The organism is Polaromonas sp. P4_F6 (genome assembly GCF_056401275.1).
Map to the genome: position 1 here is coordinate 1 of NZ_JBFUJQ010000003.1, position 14,754 is coordinate 14,754.

The following is a 14,754-nucleotide window of genomic DNA, read 5'->3' on the forward strand; positions in this document are numbered from 1 at the left end:
ACCATGTCGCACTTGTTCAGGAACACGATGATGTAAGGGACACCCACCTGGCGGGCCAGCAGGATGTGCTCACGGGTCTGGGGCATGGGGCCGTCAGCGGCCGAGCACACCAGGATCGCGCCGTCCATCTGGGCGGCGCCGGTGATCATGTTCTTCACATAGTCGGCGTGGCCTGGGCAGTCCACGTGGGCGTAGTGGCGGTTGGCCGTTTCGTATTCGACGTGGGCGGTGTTGATCGTGATGCCGCGCGCTTTTTCTTCCGGTGCCGCGTCAATTTGGTCGTAGCCCTTGGCTTCGCCGCCGAACTTCGATGCCAGAACGGTCGTGATCGCCGCCGTCAGCGTCGTCTTGCCATGGTCCACGTGGCCAATCGTGCCTACGTTGACGTGCGGCTTGGTCCGCTCAAATTTGCCTTTTGCCATTTTTTCAACTCCAGAAATTTATAAAGAGTTACAAAACCAGTGAATCACTACCGCCGGCCGCAGCACCTTGCATGCTGCGCCGGCACAAAATTGGTGCCCTTTGCGGGAATCGGACCCGCGACCTCTCCCTTACCAAGGGAGTGCTCTACCACTGAGCCAAAAGGGCTTAAATTCTTCAAAAAGTCAAACGACTTCAATCCCACCGCAATCCAACGCAAGACCAACCAACAGAGCCCGCAAACACCACAAAACCGCGGTTTTTGTGGAGCGGGAGACGGGAATCGAACCCGCGTCATTAGCTTGGAAGGCTAGGGTTCTACCATTGAACTACTCCCGCGCAGCTCTGCCAATTCAACTCACATCAAACCATTCACAGCTCAAAACCCGCTTTTTGCGACTGCCTTGCACTGCCCGCTTGCCAAAAATCAACAAAAATCTGGTGGATGAGGCTGGATTCGAACCAGCGTAGGCGTTAGCCAACAGATTTACAGTCTGCCCCCTTTAGCCACTCGGGCACCCATCCTTCAAGCGAACCTCGGATTATGCCACGGTTTTATGTCGGACGGAATCCCCGGGTAGCGCAAAAAGCATTAAAAATACCTCATGAGCACCCCGCCCCCAATCCCCTTGCCGCCCGCCCCCTCTTCCCAGCGCCGGGTCAACCTGGCCTTGCAGGGCGGTGGCTCCCACGGCGCCTTCACCTGGGGCGTCCTGGACGCCCTGCTGCAGGACGAGCGCATCCAGTTCGACGGCATCAGCGGCGCCAGCGCGGGCGCGGTCAATGCCGTGGCGCTGGCGCACGGATTTGCCGTCGCCGCGCACAAAGACAGCGGAACGCCCAATCCCCGGGAGGCGGCCCGCGCCTCGCTGGCCCGGATCTGGCAGGGCGTGGCCGCCATGGGCAGCCTGGGCTCCATGGCCGACGGCATCAGCAAGATGCTGCTGGGCGGTTGGCCCTCCGACAAAGTGGGCGCTAACTTTTTTAGCAACGCCATGAGCCAATGGCTGTCGCCCTACCAGTCCAATCCGCTGGACATCAATCCCCTGCGCAAGCTGCTGCAGGCGGAAATCGACTTTCCCGCCGTCGCCGCCCTGCAACTGCCCAAGGCTTTTGTGTCCGCGACCCATGTCAACACCGGCCAGGCCGAAATCTTTTCGGGCAAACGCCTGACATTGCAGGCGGTGATGGCTTCCACCTGCCTGCCCACGCTGTTCCAGGCGGTGGAAATTGACGGCCAGGCTTACTGGGACGGTGGATTTTCCAGCAATCCCTCCCTGTTGCCCCTGATCAGCGAATGCAGCAGCCGCGACATCATCGTGGTGCAGATCAACCCGCTGCGGCGGCCCGAGGTGCCCCACACGCCGCTAGACATCATGGACCGGGTGAACGAGCTGACCTTTAACGCCAGCCTGCTGTCCCAGATGCGCACCATCGATTTCATCAACCGCCTGCTGGCGGACGGGCGCCTGCAGGAAGGCGTGAAGTACAAAAGCCTGCTGCTGCACCGCATCGACGGCGGCGAGGCCCTGGAAAACCTGCCCTCGTCGAGCAAGATGTCGGCCGACGGCGCCATGATCGAAAAACTGTTTGAAATGGGCCAGGGCGCGGCCAAACGCTGGCTGCGCCGCCACTTTGAAGCGCTGGGCCAACAAAGCACGGTCAATATCCGGCGCGACTATGTCGGCAGCCTCCCCCAGGAGTTCTAGCGGGGGCTGCTTATCTGTCTAGTGGGTTTTTAATGTTCCGCGCTGCGGCAACCATTTCACACCCACACGCCGGCTAGGGTTTCGGGTGCGCGTCACGCCATTCCCGCGCCTGCGAGAAATGCCCGCAACCGATGAAAGGCAAAGGCGGGCGCAGGGCCGACAGCGGCGACGGGTGGTTGGCCACCAGCACCTTGTGGCGCTTGGCGTCAATCAGCGCCCGCTTGCTCTGGGCATGGGAGCCCCACAGCATAAAAACCACCGGGTGGTCGCCGTCGGCGACCTGGCGGATCAGCGTGTCGGTCAACACTTCCCAGCCTTTGCCCGAATGGCTGGCCGGCTGGCTTTCTTCCACGGTGAGGCAGGTATTGAGCAGCAGCACACCGTGCGTGGCCCATTTCACCAGGCTGCCGCCGGGCACAGGGAACTTGGGCGGCGGCGTGCCCAGGTCGCGCTGCAGTTCCTTGAAGATGTTGCGCAGCGAAGGCGGCAGGGCCACGCCGGGCGCGACGGAAAAGGCCAGCCCCTCGGCCTGGCTCCGGCCGTGGTAGGGGTCCTGGCCCAGGATCACGACGCGCACCTCTTCGGGCGGCGTAAGTTCCAGCGCGCGCAGCGGCTGGGGCGGAAAAATCACTGCGCCTTGCGCGAGCCGGCCCCGCAGGAAATCCAGCAGCTTTTGGCCGGTGGGGGAAGTGAAAAAAGCCTCGGTGGTGGGACGCCAGCCGGGCGCCACCGGCCAGTCCGCAGGGTCCGCGCTCAGCAGCTGGTCCGGAGGGTTCATCTGCACCGCCTCCTGGTTTACTGGCCGCTAAACAGCTGCGCCAGCGCCAGGCCCGGCTCTTCGGCGCGCATAAAGGCCTCGCCGACCAGGAAGGCGTTGACGCCGGCGTCCCGCATGCGCTTCACGTCGGCCGGGGTGGTGATGCCGGACTCGGTGACCAGCAGGCGGTCGGCCGGCACCTGGCCCAGCATGCCCAGGGTGGTGTCCAGCGAAACCTCAAAAGTCTTGAGATTACGGTTGTTGATACCGACCAGCGGCGTTTTGAGCTTGAGCGCGCGCTCCAGTTCGGCCTTGTCGTGCACCTCGACCAGCACCGCCATGTCCAGCGACATGGCCAGCGCCTCCAGCGATTTCATCTGCGCATCGTCCAGGCAGGCGGCGATCAGCAGGATGCAGTCGGCGCCCATGACACGCGCCTCATAGACCTGGTAAGGGTCGACCATGAAGTCCTTGCGCAGCACCGGCAGGCTGCACGAAGCCCTGGCCTGCTTGAGGTAGTCGACGCTGCCCTGGAAGAACTGCTTGTCGGTCAGCACCGAGAGGCAGGCCGCGCTGAGCGTGCCGTCGCCCTCGGCATAGCTTTGCGCGATGTCGGCCGGGATGAAGTCGGCGCGCAGCACGCCCTTGGACGGGCTGGCTTTTTTGACTTCGGCGATCACCGCGGGCTGGCCCGCCGCGATCTTGGCGCGCAGCGCGCCCACGAAGTCACGCGTCAGCACGCGCGATTCGGCGTCTTCACGCATCACGGCCAAGGGTTTCTTGCGAATCGCCTCGGCGATTTCCTGGCGCTTGACGGCGATGATTTTGTCGAGGATGTCGGACATGGTGTTCAGGCGGCGAGTTGTTGGGTGGTGGAAACCAGTTGCTGCAAGCGCGCCTTGGCCGCTCCCGAGGCCAGCGCCTCGCGGGCCAGGACGATGCCGGCCTTCATCGAGTCGGCCACATTGGCGGCATACAGCGCCGCGCCGGCATTGAGGATCACGATGTCGCGCGCCGCGCCGGGCTGGTTGTCCAGCACGCCCAGCAGCATGGCCTTGGACTGCTCGGGCGTTTCCACGCGCAGCGCGCGGTTGCTGGCCATGGGCATGTCGAAGTCTTCGGGGTGGATCTCGTATTCGGTGATCTCGCCGTTCTTGAGCTCACCGACGACGGTGGCCGCGCCCAGGCTGACCTCGTCCATGCCGTCCTTGCCATAGACCACCACCGCATGCTCGGCACCCAGGCGCTGCAGGGCGCGCACCTGTATACCGACGAGGTCGGAATGGAACACGCCCATGAGGATGTTGGGTGCGCCGGCCGGGTTGGTCAGCGGGCCCAGGATGTTGAAGATGGTGCGCACACCCAGCTCCTTGCGGATGGGGGCGACGTTTTTCATCGCCGGGTGGTGGTTGGGCGCGAACATAAAACCCACGCCGACCTGTTCTATGCACTTGGCGATGGCCTCGGGCGAAAGGCCGATATGGATGCCCAGCGATTCGATCACGTCGGCGCTGCCCGACTTGCTGCTGACGCTGCGCCCGCCGTGCTTGCTGACCTTGGCGCCGGCCGCCGCCGCCACAAACATGGAGCAGGTGGAAATATTGAAGGTGTGCGAGCCGTCGCCGCCGGTGCCGACGATGTCGACCAGATGGGTCTTGTCGGCCACATGGACCTTGGTGGAGAACTCGCGCATCACCTGCGCGGCGGCGGTGATCTCGCCTATGGTCTCCTTCTTGACGCGCAGGCCGGTGATCAGCGCGGCCATCATCACGGGCGACATCTCGCCGCTCATGATGAGCCGCATGATGTGCAGCATCTCGTCGTGGAAGATTTCGCGGTGTTCGATGGTGCGCTGCAGCGCTTCCTGCGGCGTGATTTTGTGGGTATGGGGCATGGCGTGTCTCGCTTTTTTGTTCCGGGGCTGGAGTAAGGTTCAGTTCGCGGGATTATCGGTAAAGGCAAGCTTGAGGCCAAACGCGATGAACATGGCGCCTGCCGCACGGTCCAGCCAGTGCATGCCGCGCTGCACCGCGTCGCGCCTGGCCATCCAGGCGGCCGCCACGGCCCAGCCCGAATTGACCGGAATGGCGTTCAGGTTGAACAGCATGCCCAGCAGCACAAAGGCCAGCGCCTTGTTTTCGGTGCCCGGTGCGATGAACTGCGGCACAAAGGCGAGGAAAAAAATCGCCACCTTGGGATTGAGCACATTGGTCCAGAAGCCACCCATAAAAATCGCCTTGAGGGGCTTGGGCGCTTCGGCGGCGGCAACCGCGGCCAGGTCGGTCGTGGCCTGCGGCGCCCTGGACAGCAGGATCTTGGCGCCTATCCACAGCAGGTAGGCCGCGCCTATCCACTTGAGCACGGTAAAGGCCAGGGCCGACGTGGCCAGCAAGGCGCCCACGCCCACGGCCGCCGCGAAGATGTGGACAAAACAGCCCGCGGTGATGCCCAGGCCGGCCACGATGCCGGCGCGCGCGCCCGAGCGCAGCGAGTGGGTCACGATGTAAAGCACGTCGGGGCCCGGCGTCAGGTTGAGCAGCCAGCCGGCCGCGATAAACAGCAACAGGTGTTGGAAATCAGGCATGGCGGCTCCTTAGCGACGGAAGAATTCGCGGATGGCGGCCACCGCGCGGTCCACGCCGTCGGCATCCACGTCCAGGTGGGTGACAAAACGCAGGCGGTACAGGCCCGTGGCCTGTATGCCCTTGCCGGCCAGGTGCTTGAGCAGGGCCGCCGACTGCTCACGCGCCGCGCCCGTCAGGTCGACAAAAACGATGTTGGTCTGCGGCGCCTCGACCTGCAGGCCCTCGATGCCGGCCAGGCCGTCGGCCAGCCGCCTGGCCAGCGCATGGTCCTGGGCCAGGCGCCCCACATGATGGTCCAGCGCATGCGAGGCCGCCGCGGCCAGCATGCCGGCCTGGCGCATGCCGCCGCCCGCCATCTTGCGGATGCGGTGCGCCCGCGCGATGAACTCGCGCGAACCGCACAGCGCCGAACCGACGGGCGCGCCCAGGCCCTTGCTGAAGCAGACCGAGACACTGTCAAAGCATGCGGCGATGCGTTTGGCCTCGGCCAGCGCGCTACCGCCTGTTTGCGCAGCCTGCGCCACGGCGGCATTGAACAGCCGCGCGCCATCCAGGTGGCAATTCAAGCCGTGCTTTTTTGCCAGTGCGGTGGCTTGCTGCACATAGTCAAAAGGCAGCAGTTTGCCGCCCAGGGTGTTTTCCAGCGCCAGCAGCCGGGTGCGCGCGAAATGCGCGTCGTCGGGCTTGATGGATGCCTCGATCTCGGCCAGGGCCAGTGTGCCGTCGCTATGGTGGTTCAGCGGCTGCGGCTGCACGCTACCGAACACCGCCGCGCCGCCGCCTTCCCAGCGGTAGCAATGCGCCATCTGGCCGACGATGTACTCGTCGCCGCGCTGGCAGTGGCTCAAAATGGCGCAGAGGTTGCTCTGCGTGCCGGTGGGCACAAACAGCGCGGCCTCAAAGCCCAGCAGGCCGGCGATTTTTTCCTGCAGCCCATTGACAGCGGGATCGTCGCCGAACACGTCGTCGCCCAGCGGCGCGGCCAGCATGGCTTCGCGCATGGCGGCGGTCGGCCGGGTCACGGTGTCGCTGCGTAAATCCACAAAGGCCTGGCTCATGCGCTTTGCTCCAGGAAGTTTTTCAGCATGGCGTGGCCGTGCTCGGTCAGTATCGATTCAGGATGGAACTGCACACCCTGGATGGGCAGCTCCTTGTGGCGCACGCCCATGATCTCGCCGTCGTCCGTCCAGGCCGTGACGGCCAGGGCCTTGGGGCAGGTCGATTTTTCAATCGCCAGCGAGTGGTAGCGGTTGACGACGAACTGCTCGGGCAAATTGGCGAAGACGCCCTCTTGCGTGGTGGTGATCACGCTGGTCTTGCCGTGCATGAGCTGCTGCGCGCGGATGATGTTGCCGCCGAAGGCCGCGCCTATGCTCTGGTGGCCCAAGCAGACGCCCAGAATCGGCAGCTTGCCGGCGAAATGCTGGATCGCCGCGACCGAGATGCCGGCTTCGGCCGGCGAGCACGGCCCGGGCGAGACCACCAGCAGGTCGGGCGCGCGGGCGGCGATGTCCGCCACGCTGATTTCGTCATTGCGAAACACCTCGACCTCGGCGCCCAGTTCACCGAAGTACTGGACGATGTTGTAGGTAAAGCTGTCGTAGTTGTCGATCATCAAGAGTTTGCTGCGCTTCATGTTCAGGCCTCCTGGCGCAGGCGTTGGAACTCGCCGCGCTCAAAGTCAATGGATGCGGCGATCATGGCGCGGTAGGCCGCTTCCAGGACGGCCTCGGGGGCGCCGGCCGTACGGGCCTGGGCGCGCACGCGGTCTACGATGAATTCAATGCGCGCGGTGTCGACGATCTGATCGGCGTTTTGTTTGATGCGCGCGGCTTGCGCGACGTAGGCGCTGCGCTCGGCGACCAGCGCCACGATGCGGTCGTCGAGCGCGTCGATGTTGCGGCGCACGTCGGCCATGGTGTGGCAGTGCTCCACGGTTGGGCGGATGGGCATATTCATTCCAGACCCTCCTCGACAAGCTCGGAGGCCCGCAGCAGCGCGCGCGCCTTGGCTTCGGTCTCTTTCCATTCGAGCTCGGGCACCGAGTCGGCCACCACGCCGGCCGCCGCCTGCACATACAACGTCTGGTCCTTGATGATGCCGGTGCGTATGGCAATCGCCACGTCCATGTCGCCGGCATAGCTGAGGTAGCCGCAGGCGCCGCCGTAGAGGCCGCGTTTGGTGGGCTCGAGCTGGTCGATGATTTCCATGGCATGGACCTTGGGCGCGCCGGTCAGCGTGCCGGCCGGGAAAGTGGCTTTGAGCACATCCATGCTGGTCATCCCGTCCAGCAGCACGCCCTCGACGTTGCTCACGATGTGCATCACATGGCTGTAGCGCTCGACCGCGAAGGCCTCGGTGACCTTCACCGTGCCGGTCTTGGCGATGCGGCCTATGTCGTTGCGCGCCAGGTCTATCAGCATGACGTGCTCGGCGCGCTCCTTGGGGTCGTTGACCAGTTCCTGCTCGACGGCTTTGTCGGCCTCGGGCGAGGAGGCGCGCGGCCGTGTGCCGGCCAGGGGCCTGATGGTGATCTTCTGCCCCTCGCTGACTTGTTCCTGCCGCACCAGGATTTCGGGCGAGGCCCCCACCACGTGGAAGTCGCCGAAGTGGTAGTAGTACATATAGGGCGAGGGGTTGAGCGAGCGCAGCGCGCGGTACAGGCTCAGCGGCGACTCGGTGTAGCGTTTCTTGATGCGCTGGCCGACCTGCACTTGCATGAAGTCGCCGGCTTCGATCAGGCGCTTGGCCTTCTCCACGGCGGCGATGTAGTCGGCCTTGGCGAAGTCGCGCTCGGCTGGGTAGCTTTGCGAGGGTTTCACCACCGGGGCACTGACCGAGTATTTGAGTTTTTCCCTGAGTTCGCGCAAGCGCTTTTTGGCGTTGGCATAGGCCTCGGGCTGGGCCGGGTCGGCATAGACGATCAGGTAGAGCTTGCCCGAGAGGTTGTCGATCACCGCCAGCTCTTCGCACTGCAGCAGCAGGATGTCGGGGCAGCCCAGGGTGTCGGGCGGACAGCTGGCTTCGAGTTTTTTCTCGATGTGGCGCACCGCGTCGTAGCCGAAGTAGCCAGCCAGGCCACCGCAAAACCGCGGCAGGCCCGGCCGCAGCGCGACCTTGAAGCGCTTTTGGTAGTCGGCGATGAAGTCCAGCGGGTTGGCCGCCGAAGTTTCCACGACGCGGCCGTCCGTCACCACCTCGGTGACCCGGTCGGCGCCAAAACCCGAGGCGCGCACCAGCGTGCGGGCCGGCAGGCCGATAAAACTGTAGCGGCCGAAGCGCTCGCCGCCGACGACGGACTCCAGCAGAAAGCTGAATTTGCCGCCATCCTTGGAATGCGCGAGCTTGAGGTAGAGGGAAAGCGGCGTTTCAAGGTCGGCAAACGCCTCCGCCATCAAGGGAATGCGGTTGTAGCCCTGGCCGGCCAGGCTTTTAAATTCGAGTTCAGTGATCACGGTAAATCCTTCGCTGGGAGGCAAAGCGCAAAGAGGCGCCGCCGCCGGTCATTCAAAACGCCCCGAAAACCGGGGCCGGGATGCCTCTCTCGGGAGGGCATCGATGGAAAAAGGGGGGTGCCGCAGAACCTGCGGCAGTTGCGCGGACCGATGGCAGCGTGGTAACGCGCCGGCCCGCATGCGCCTCAGGCGTGCGAGAAATGACAGGTACGCCAGGGCCAGGCTCCCCGGTCGCCACAACCTGTTTGAATGATGCGATGAATGAACATGTAGGGCAAAGTGTAGCAAAGACCGGGACCGGCCCGCGCCAGGCAAGCATGCCCGGGACAGACTAGTACTAATGCTTATCTCGCAAACCCTCTTGCGAGAGGCCGCCCCTGAACTCGAGAATGGTGAATAAAAAAAGAACGCTCGTTCTATTTCAACCATTCTTTGGAGACAGCCCATGACTTTGACAGCGCGATGCATCGCGGGCCTGACCAGCCTGCTGCTCTCATTCGGCATTCTTGCCGCACCCATGGAAGTAGCGGGCGTCAAACTCGACGACCCGGTGGAGCTTCACGGCACCAAGCTCCAGCTCAATGGCGCGGGCATCCGCTACAAGGCCGTGTTCAAAGTCTACGTGGCCGGCATGTACCTGCCCAAAAAGGCCTCCACCCCCGAAGAGGTTTACACCATGGCCGGCCCCAAGCGCATCAGCATCACCCTGCTGCGCGAGATCGACTCCAACGAGTTGGGCAAAAGCTTCACCACCGCATTCACCGAAAACGCGCCCAAGGCGGAAATGTCCAAGCTGATTCCCGGCCTGATCAGAATGGGCCAGCTCTTTGCCGACCAGAAAAAGCTGGTGGCCGGCGAAGGCTTCACCATCGACTGGATCCCCGGCACCGGCACCGTGATTTCCGTCAAAGGCAAACCGCAAGGCGAGCCCTTCAAGGAAGCCGAATTTTTCAACGCCCTGGTGCGCATCTGGCTGGGCCCGCAGCCCGCCGACTGGAAACTCAAGGACGCGCTGCTCGGCAAATAAGGCCCGCGGCTTTCAGACGGTCAACGGGGCGCCAAGCCCCGTTGCCGTTTTCACCGCCTCATTGTTATTTTTGGAAACGCAGTTCGGCCAGCGAATCGACAAAGCCGTCGGCATCGACCTCGCGCACCGGCTCGCCGTGGTTGTAGCCATAGGTCACCAGCAGCACCGGGCAGCCCGCCGCCCGCGCGGCCTGCGCGTCGTTGCTGGAGTCGCCGATCATCAAGGTGCGCGCGGGCGCGCTGCCCAGCGCCTCGCAGGTCTTGAGCAGGGGCAGAGGATCGGGCTTTTTGCGCGCGAAGGAGTCGCCGCCAAAGACCTCGCTGAAAAAAACGTCCAGGCCCTTGAGTTTGAGCAGCTGGCACGCCATGGCCAGCGGCTTGTTGGTCAGGCAGGCCAGTTTGAGCCCGGCTTGCTGCAGGGCGCGCAAGCCTTCCAGCCCTCCGGGATACACCGCCGAGTGCGCGCCGTTGATGGCGGCGTAATGCCGCTGGTAGCTGGCCATGGCTTCGGCGTAGCGCGCCGGCAGGTCTTCACCGGCATGCGTCAGCACCGTCCTCACCAGATTCTCAGAGCCTTTGCCGACCATGCGGCCCACGGTCGCCGCATCCAGCGCTTGCGGCGCCTCACCAGGCTTGCGCAGTTCGGCCAGCATGGCGTTCACGGCGGCCACGAAATCTCCCAGGGTGTCCACCAGCGTGCCGTCCAGGTCCACCATGGCGGCGTCGAAATGGGTGAGCGTCAGAACAGCAGGATTCATTCAAAACAGCCGGTGAAAGGTGGCAGGCGGAGCGGCGATCATGCCAGAACCCGCTCCCTGGCGCCCGGCTTTCTGCGCTACGCTAGGCCTGCACTTTTTCCATTGCCGCCACCGACCTTCCAGGAATGCCATGAATGCTTTTTCTCAAGACCGATGCCGCAACAAGGCGCTGCGGCGGCTGGCCGCGGCCTGTGCCGCATTGTTCGCCGCGGCGATGCCGGGGCCCACGATGACCCAGCCGGCGCCCGCACCGCTTGCCGCGGTGCCGCCCGGCGCCAACACCTTTGAACGGCTGGCGACAGGCGCCGGGATCACCAGTTGCTCCAAGGCCCTGCGCACGCTGGGGCCGGTGCTGACCGGGCCGGAGGGCGGCTATGCCGTGATGCTGATGGCCAACCGCGTGGCGCCCGCCGCCTCGGCCTTCTCGGCCTCGATTGAAAAAACCGGGCCCGCCGGCACCACCTTTGTCAGCGCATTTTTCAGTCCCGGCCTGATGGGCGGCTGCGATGTCGGCTACGACACCGTCAGCACCTGGAACAAGTCCTGCCAGGACGTTGCCGAGCAGGATTTCCGCTATGCGCAACCGCTCAACGTGATCGGCCGCAACATCAGCGTGCTGCCGTACTCGCCCACCCACCACGTGTACCTGATCCGCATGCCGGGCGGCTGCATCAGCATCAACAAGGAAATGCTCTACCCCTGAGCGGCGCTCAGGAGGCTGCGCGGCGCCTGGCCTGGATCGCGCGGTCCAGGCTGCCCAGCAGGCGCTGCTCGTCCAGGGGTTTTTCCAGCCAGCCCGAGACCCCCAGCGTCTGGCTGCCGGCCTGCTGCCGCGCCTCCGCGGCGGTGACCGACAACACCAGCACCGGCAGGCGCGCGGTGCGTTTATTCGCCCGCAACTCGTGTATCAGCGAGAACCCGCTCTCATAGGGTTGCCTGACGTCCACCGTCATCGCCGCGTAGGACTCCATCTTGAGGTAGTCGCGCGCCTGCTCGGTGGTGTGTGCCATGTCCACGGCATAGCCGCCGTTGTCCAGCATCATGCCGATGAGCTGGGCCACATCGGGATCGTCCTCGTACACCAGCACGCGCGGGCGCGCCACGCCGTCAAGCCCCATGGGCGCGGTGACCGGCGGCGCTTCCCGCCACACGGGCAGCTCGAAGAAGAAGGTCGTGCCAACCCGGCTTTCCGTGGTGAAGCCTATGCTTCCGTCCATGCGCTCGATGATGGCCTTGGAGATGCTCAGGCCCAGGCCGGTTCCGCCTTTTTGCCGCGTGTCGGAAGAGTCGGCCTGGGAAAACTTCTGGAAGATGCGCTGGCGGAATTCATCCGGAATGCCGGGGCCGCTGTCGGTGATTTCCACACGCGCGCGCCCCGCGTCCGTACGCAGCGACACCTGCACGGCACCTCCCGGCGGCGAGAACTTGATGGCGTTGGACAGCAGGTTGGTCACCACCTGGATCAGCCGGTCGCCGTCGACGCAGACCTGCACGGGCGCCTCCATCCTGCCCAGCGCCAGCGTCACGCCGTGCTGCTCCGCGAAGCCTTCATTGGCGGCCAGCGCCTGCTCCAGCAAGGGTTCCAGCTCCATGGGCCGCAGCTCAAAACTCATCTTGCCGGATTCGATTTTTTCGCTGTCGAGGATGTCGTTGATGAGCCGGATCAGCCGCTCGCAATTGCTCTTGGCGATACCCACCAGGTTTTTGGCCTGCGCCGGCAGCTCGCCCGTCACACCGCCCCAGACCAGCCCGAGCGAGCCGCGTATCGAGGTCAGCGGTGTGCGCAGCTCATGGCTGACGGTGGAGACGAACTCGCTCTTCATGCGGTCTATGCGCTTGAGCTCGGTCACGTCGTTGCCCAGCGAGGAAAAACCGATGACCGTGCCCTGCTCGTCCCCCTCACCGTAGCGCGGGAAATGGCTCATGACGTACTCGCGCCTCTCGCCCCCGGGCGTCACCTGCACGCACTCGTAGCGAACCGAATAGCCCGCCAGCGCCTCCTGCACATGGCCCTTGACCTGCTCGTACAGCTGCGGCCCCATGACCTCGAACAAGGTCTGGTTCTGTATCTGCTCGGGCGCAAGGCCAAAGGCCTCTTCATAGGCCCGGTTGTGGAACTGGAAACGCTCCTCCCTGTCGACATAGGCGATCAAGGCCGGAACGGCGTCGGTCAGCTCGCGCAGCTGGGCTTCGCTGCTGCGCAGGGCCTCGCTGATGCGGTTGCTTTCGGTGATGTCATGAATGATCGCGGTGAACAGCCGGCGGCCGCCGACATTGACGTCGCCGAACGATGCATTCACCGGAAACTCGGTGCCGTCGTGGCGCAGGCCCAGGACCTTGACGTCCCATTCGCGAAAGCCGCGCTGGCGCCCGCCCAGGCTCGCGAAGAAGGCCTGAAAGCCCATGCGGTAACGCGTGGGCAGCAGCATGGTCACTTCCCGGCCCACCAGGTCGTCAAGCCGGTAGCCGAAGAGATGGCGGGCGGCGCTGTTGGCGTTGACGATGATGCCCTCCTGGGTGGCCGTCACCAGCCCTTCGGCCATGCTCTCGGTCACGGCCCGGCTCATGGCCTCGCTGTCGGAAAGCCTGGCCTCGATGCGGCGGCGCTTTTCCTGCGCCCTGACAATCATCTGGATGGCCCAGCCGAAAACGCTCAGGCACAGCATGCCGCCCAGCAAGATCAATTGCTTGACGGTCTGCGCGGTCCGGCGCGTCTCCTCCTTGGAGTGCTCCAAGGTCTGGGTTTCAGCCACCTTGATGCGGGCCACCAGTGCCTCTATCTCGTCATGAAGCCGGCGATTGGGCGCGTTGCCGACGATGGCCGCCGCCGCGTCCAGCCCTGTCTGCTGCCGGGCGGCAATGGCCTGCTCCATGAGATCGAAGCGGCGCGTCATGGCCTCGCCCAGGGCGCGCCAGTCCTGGCCAGTTGCGGCCTGCGCATGCACGCGCTGCAGCGCCTGCTGGCTCAACGAGCGGGCCCGTTGGTAAGCGGCAAGGTCGCTGGCAATGTTGGTCAGCAGGTAGCGCCGCTGCGAGGACTCGGCAGCCTGGAACTCCGAGACGACCTGCTCCAGCAGCAACACCGTTTCGCGGGCCTCGGTTTCGCTCTGCGTGCCGCTGATCAGCGAATTGATCGTGAGATAGGAGGCCGCGATGCTCAGGATGATCAGGACCATACCGACGCCCAGCGCGACGTTGATGGTGGCGCGAAAAGGCAGCCTCATGGCACTTGAGCCGGCAGGCCTGGTTGACCAGAAAAGCGGCTCATCTCGCCATGCTCGCGCGCGCTACTGCGAGCCCAGCACGGTGCGGACCGCCTGGATCAGCGACTCGGTCTCCACGGGCTTGGTGATGTAGCCGTCGGCGCCGCTGGCCAGACCCTTGAGCACCGCCTCGCGCGTTGCCTTCGCCGTGAGCATGATCACGGGAATGTCCTTGAGCTGGGGATGCGAGCGGATGCGCAGCAGGATGTCAAAACCGTCGGTATCAGGCAGCATGACGTCCAGCAGCACCAGGTCGGGAATCGGTGCCTTGCGGAACTCGGCCACCACTTCAGCGCGTGAGCCCGCCACCCGCACGTCGAAACCCTCGAAGGTCAGGTAGTGGTTCAGGAACTTGGCCAGGTGCTCATCGTCGTCCACGATGATGGCCGACTGGCGCTCACCGGGCGCGCGCTGGCGCGGCGAGCCGCGCTTGCGGGCAATGCGGACGTAGTAGTTGGATTTCTTGAGCGTGGCCGCGCAGAGATCGGCTTCAGCGCCCGCCTCCGTGAGCGCCGTCGGGCTCAGCTGGAACTGCAGCGAAGCGGCGAACGGGTCCGGCACGACCTGCGTTACCAGCCCCTTGGCCAGCAGCAGTTTCAAGGTGTGGTCCAGCGTGGCGCCCACGGCATCTCCCACACTCTGGCGTATCTGGGCCATGGACAGGATGCCGTCGAGCCGCACAAGCAACTCCACCTCGGGCGGTGAAATCGTGGTGGCGGCGCTGCGCAGCTCCTGCTGGCCTTTGGGCGTAACTGCGTAGATGTCGTTGTACTGCACGGTG

At 64.6% G+C, this 14,754-nt stretch carries 15 protein-coding genes and 3 tRNA genes; 3 read left to right on the plus strand and 15 right to left on the minus strand.

What is annotated here, in order from left to right; translation table 11 throughout:
• From AC1DUN_RS09340 to AC1DUN_RS09355, 4 genes are all read right to left on the minus strand, one after another.
• Positions 1–422 (minus strand): GTP-binding protein (locus AC1DUN_RS09340; RefSeq protein WP_477713730.1); only part of this gene is annotated, 422 nt, incomplete at its 3' end.
• 91 nt (positions 423–513) lie between these two features.
• Positions 514–588, minus strand: a tRNA-Thr gene (locus tag AC1DUN_RS09345).
• Positions 589–685: 97 nt separating this feature from the next.
• Positions 686–759, minus strand: a tRNA-Gly gene (locus AC1DUN_RS09350).
• Positions 760–859: 100 nt separating this feature from the next.
• A tRNA-Tyr gene (locus AC1DUN_RS09355) sits at positions 860–945 on the minus strand.
• An 80-nt stretch (positions 946–1,025) separates the two neighbouring features.
• Between AC1DUN_RS09355 and AC1DUN_RS09360 the strand changes: the two genes are divergently transcribed.
• On the plus strand, positions 1,026–2,129 hold the full coding sequence (locus AC1DUN_RS09360; RefSeq protein ID WP_477713731.1) for a patatin-like phospholipase family protein: 1,104 nt from the start codon (positions 1,026–1,028) through the stop codon (positions 2,127–2,129).
• Between the two features lie 73 nt (positions 2,130–2,202).
• Here AC1DUN_RS09360 and AC1DUN_RS09365 read toward each other — a convergent pair whose 3' ends face one another.
• Genes AC1DUN_RS09365 through trpE form a run of 8 tightly spaced genes read right to left on the minus strand, consistent with a single transcriptional unit; the run spans position 2,203 to position 8,926 of the window.
• Positions 2,203–2,907: a uracil-DNA glycosylase gene (locus AC1DUN_RS09365; RefSeq protein WP_477713732.1), complete on the minus strand. Its 705-nt coding sequence runs from the start codon at positions 2,905–2,907 to the stop codon at positions 2,203–2,205.
• A gap of 17 nt (positions 2,908–2,924) precedes the next feature.
• Positions 2,925–3,731: an indole-3-glycerol phosphate synthase TrpC gene (trpC, locus tag AC1DUN_RS09370; RefSeq protein ID WP_477713733.1), complete on the minus strand. Its 807-nt coding sequence runs from the start codon at positions 3,729–3,731 to the stop codon at positions 2,925–2,927.
• A 5-nt stretch (positions 3,732–3,736) separates the two neighbouring features.
• On the minus strand, positions 3,737–4,780 hold the full coding sequence (trpD, locus tag AC1DUN_RS09375; RefSeq protein ID WP_413328541.1) for an anthranilate phosphoribosyltransferase: 1,044 nt from the start codon (positions 4,778–4,780) through the stop codon (positions 3,737–3,739).
• A gap of 39 nt (positions 4,781–4,819) precedes the next feature.
• Positions 4,820–5,470 carry a LysE family translocator gene (locus tag AC1DUN_RS09380; RefSeq protein ID WP_477664752.1) on the minus strand — a complete coding sequence of 217 codons (651 nt, stop codon included), beginning with the start codon at positions 5,468–5,470 and terminating at the stop codon, positions 4,820–4,822.
• Positions 5,471–5,479: 9 nt separating this feature from the next.
• Positions 5,480–6,529, minus strand: coding sequence for a low-specificity L-threonine aldolase (gene ltaE, locus AC1DUN_RS09385; protein ID WP_477713734.1), 1,050 nt, complete (start codon positions 6,527–6,529; stop codon positions 5,480–5,482).
• Entirely contained in the window at positions 6,526–7,107 is a 582-nt protein-coding gene (locus AC1DUN_RS09390; RefSeq protein ID WP_477713735.1) for an aminodeoxychorismate/anthranilate synthase component II, read from the minus strand. The genes ltaE and AC1DUN_RS09390 overlap by 4 nt, the downstream gene beginning before the upstream one ends.
• Before the next feature lie 2 nt (positions 7,108–7,109).
• On the minus strand, positions 7,110–7,424 hold the full coding sequence (locus tag AC1DUN_RS09395) for a chorismate mutase (RefSeq protein WP_477713736.1): 315 nt from the start codon (positions 7,422–7,424) through the stop codon (positions 7,110–7,112).
• A 2-nt stretch (positions 7,425–7,426) separates the two neighbouring features.
• Positions 7,427–8,926, minus strand: a complete 1,500-nt coding sequence (gene trpE / locus AC1DUN_RS09400) for an anthranilate synthase component I (protein ID WP_413328546.1) — start codon at positions 8,924–8,926, stop codon at positions 7,427–7,429.
• Positions 8,927–9,371: 445 nt separating this feature from the next.
• Here trpE and AC1DUN_RS09405 point away from each other — a divergent pair, with 445 nt between their 5' ends.
• Positions 9,372–9,953, plus strand: a complete 582-nt coding sequence (locus AC1DUN_RS09405; RefSeq protein WP_477664756.1) for a chalcone isomerase family protein — start codon at positions 9,372–9,374, stop codon at positions 9,951–9,953.
• 64 nt (positions 9,954–10,017) lie between these two features.
• Here the strand turns inward: AC1DUN_RS09405 and gph are convergent, their stop codons facing one another.
• Complete coding sequence (gene gph / locus AC1DUN_RS09410) at positions 10,018–10,710, minus strand: phosphoglycolate phosphatase (protein ID WP_477713737.1); 693 nt, start codon at positions 10,708–10,710, stop codon at positions 10,018–10,020.
• 130 nt (positions 10,711–10,840) lie between these two features.
• Between gph and AC1DUN_RS09415 the strand changes: the two genes are divergently transcribed.
• Positions 10,841–11,413: a hypothetical protein gene (locus AC1DUN_RS09415; RefSeq protein ID WP_477713738.1), complete on the plus strand. Its 573-nt coding sequence runs from the start codon at positions 10,841–10,843 to the stop codon at positions 11,411–11,413.
• A 7-nt stretch (positions 11,414–11,420) separates the two neighbouring features.
• Here AC1DUN_RS09415 and AC1DUN_RS09420 read toward each other — a convergent pair whose 3' ends face one another.
• On the minus strand, positions 11,421–13,934 hold the full coding sequence (locus AC1DUN_RS09420) for a PAS domain S-box protein (RefSeq protein WP_477713739.1): 2,514 nt from the start codon (positions 13,932–13,934) through the stop codon (positions 11,421–11,423).
• Positions 13,935–13,997: 63 nt separating this feature from the next.
• On the minus strand, positions 13,998–14,750 hold the full coding sequence (locus AC1DUN_RS09425; protein ID WP_477713740.1) for a response regulator transcription factor: 753 nt from the start codon (positions 14,748–14,750) through the stop codon (positions 13,998–14,000).
• Between the last annotated feature and the right edge of the window lie 4 nt (positions 14,751–14,754).

Coding starts and splice junctions, on each gene's coding strand:
- AC1DUN_RS09360 (WP_477713731.1), top strand. CDS start 1,026: ATGAGCACCCCGCCCCCAATCCCCTTGCCGCCCGCCCCCTCTTCCCAG.
- AC1DUN_RS09365 (WP_477713732.1), bottom strand. CDS start 2,907: ATGAACCCTCCGGACCAGCTGCTGAGCGCGGACCCTGCGGACTGGCCG.
- trpC (WP_477713733.1), bottom strand. CDS start 3,731: ATGTCCGACATCCTCGACAAAATCATCGCCGTCAAGCGCCAGGAAATC.
- trpD (WP_413328541.1), bottom strand. CDS start 4,780: ATGCCCCATACCCACAAAATCACGCCGCAGGAAGCGCTGCAGCGCACC.
- AC1DUN_RS09380 (WP_477664752.1), bottom strand. CDS start 5,470: ATGCCTGATTTCCAACACCTGTTGCTGTTTATCGCGGCCGGCTGGCTG.
- ltaE (WP_477713734.1), bottom strand. CDS start 6,529: ATGAGCCAGGCCTTTGTGGATTTACGCAGCGACACCGTGACCCGGCCG.
- AC1DUN_RS09390 (WP_477713735.1), bottom strand. CDS start 7,107: ATGAAGCGCAGCAAACTCTTGATGATCGACAACTACGACAGCTTTACC.
- AC1DUN_RS09395 (WP_477713736.1), bottom strand. CDS start 7,424: ATGCCCATCCGCCCAACCGTGGAGCACTGCCACACCATGGCCGACGTG.
- AC1DUN_RS09405 (WP_477664756.1), top strand. CDS start 9,372: ATGACTTTGACAGCGCGATGCATCGCGGGCCTGACCAGCCTGCTGCTC.
- gph (WP_477713737.1), bottom strand. CDS start 10,710: ATGAATCCTGCTGTTCTGACGCTCACCCATTTCGACGCCGCCATGGTG.
- AC1DUN_RS09415 (WP_477713738.1), top strand. CDS start 10,841: ATGAATGCTTTTTCTCAAGACCGATGCCGCAACAAGGCGCTGCGGCGG.
- AC1DUN_RS09420 (WP_477713739.1), bottom strand. CDS start 13,934: ATGAGGCTGCCTTTTCGCGCCACCATCAACGTCGCGCTGGGCGTCGGT.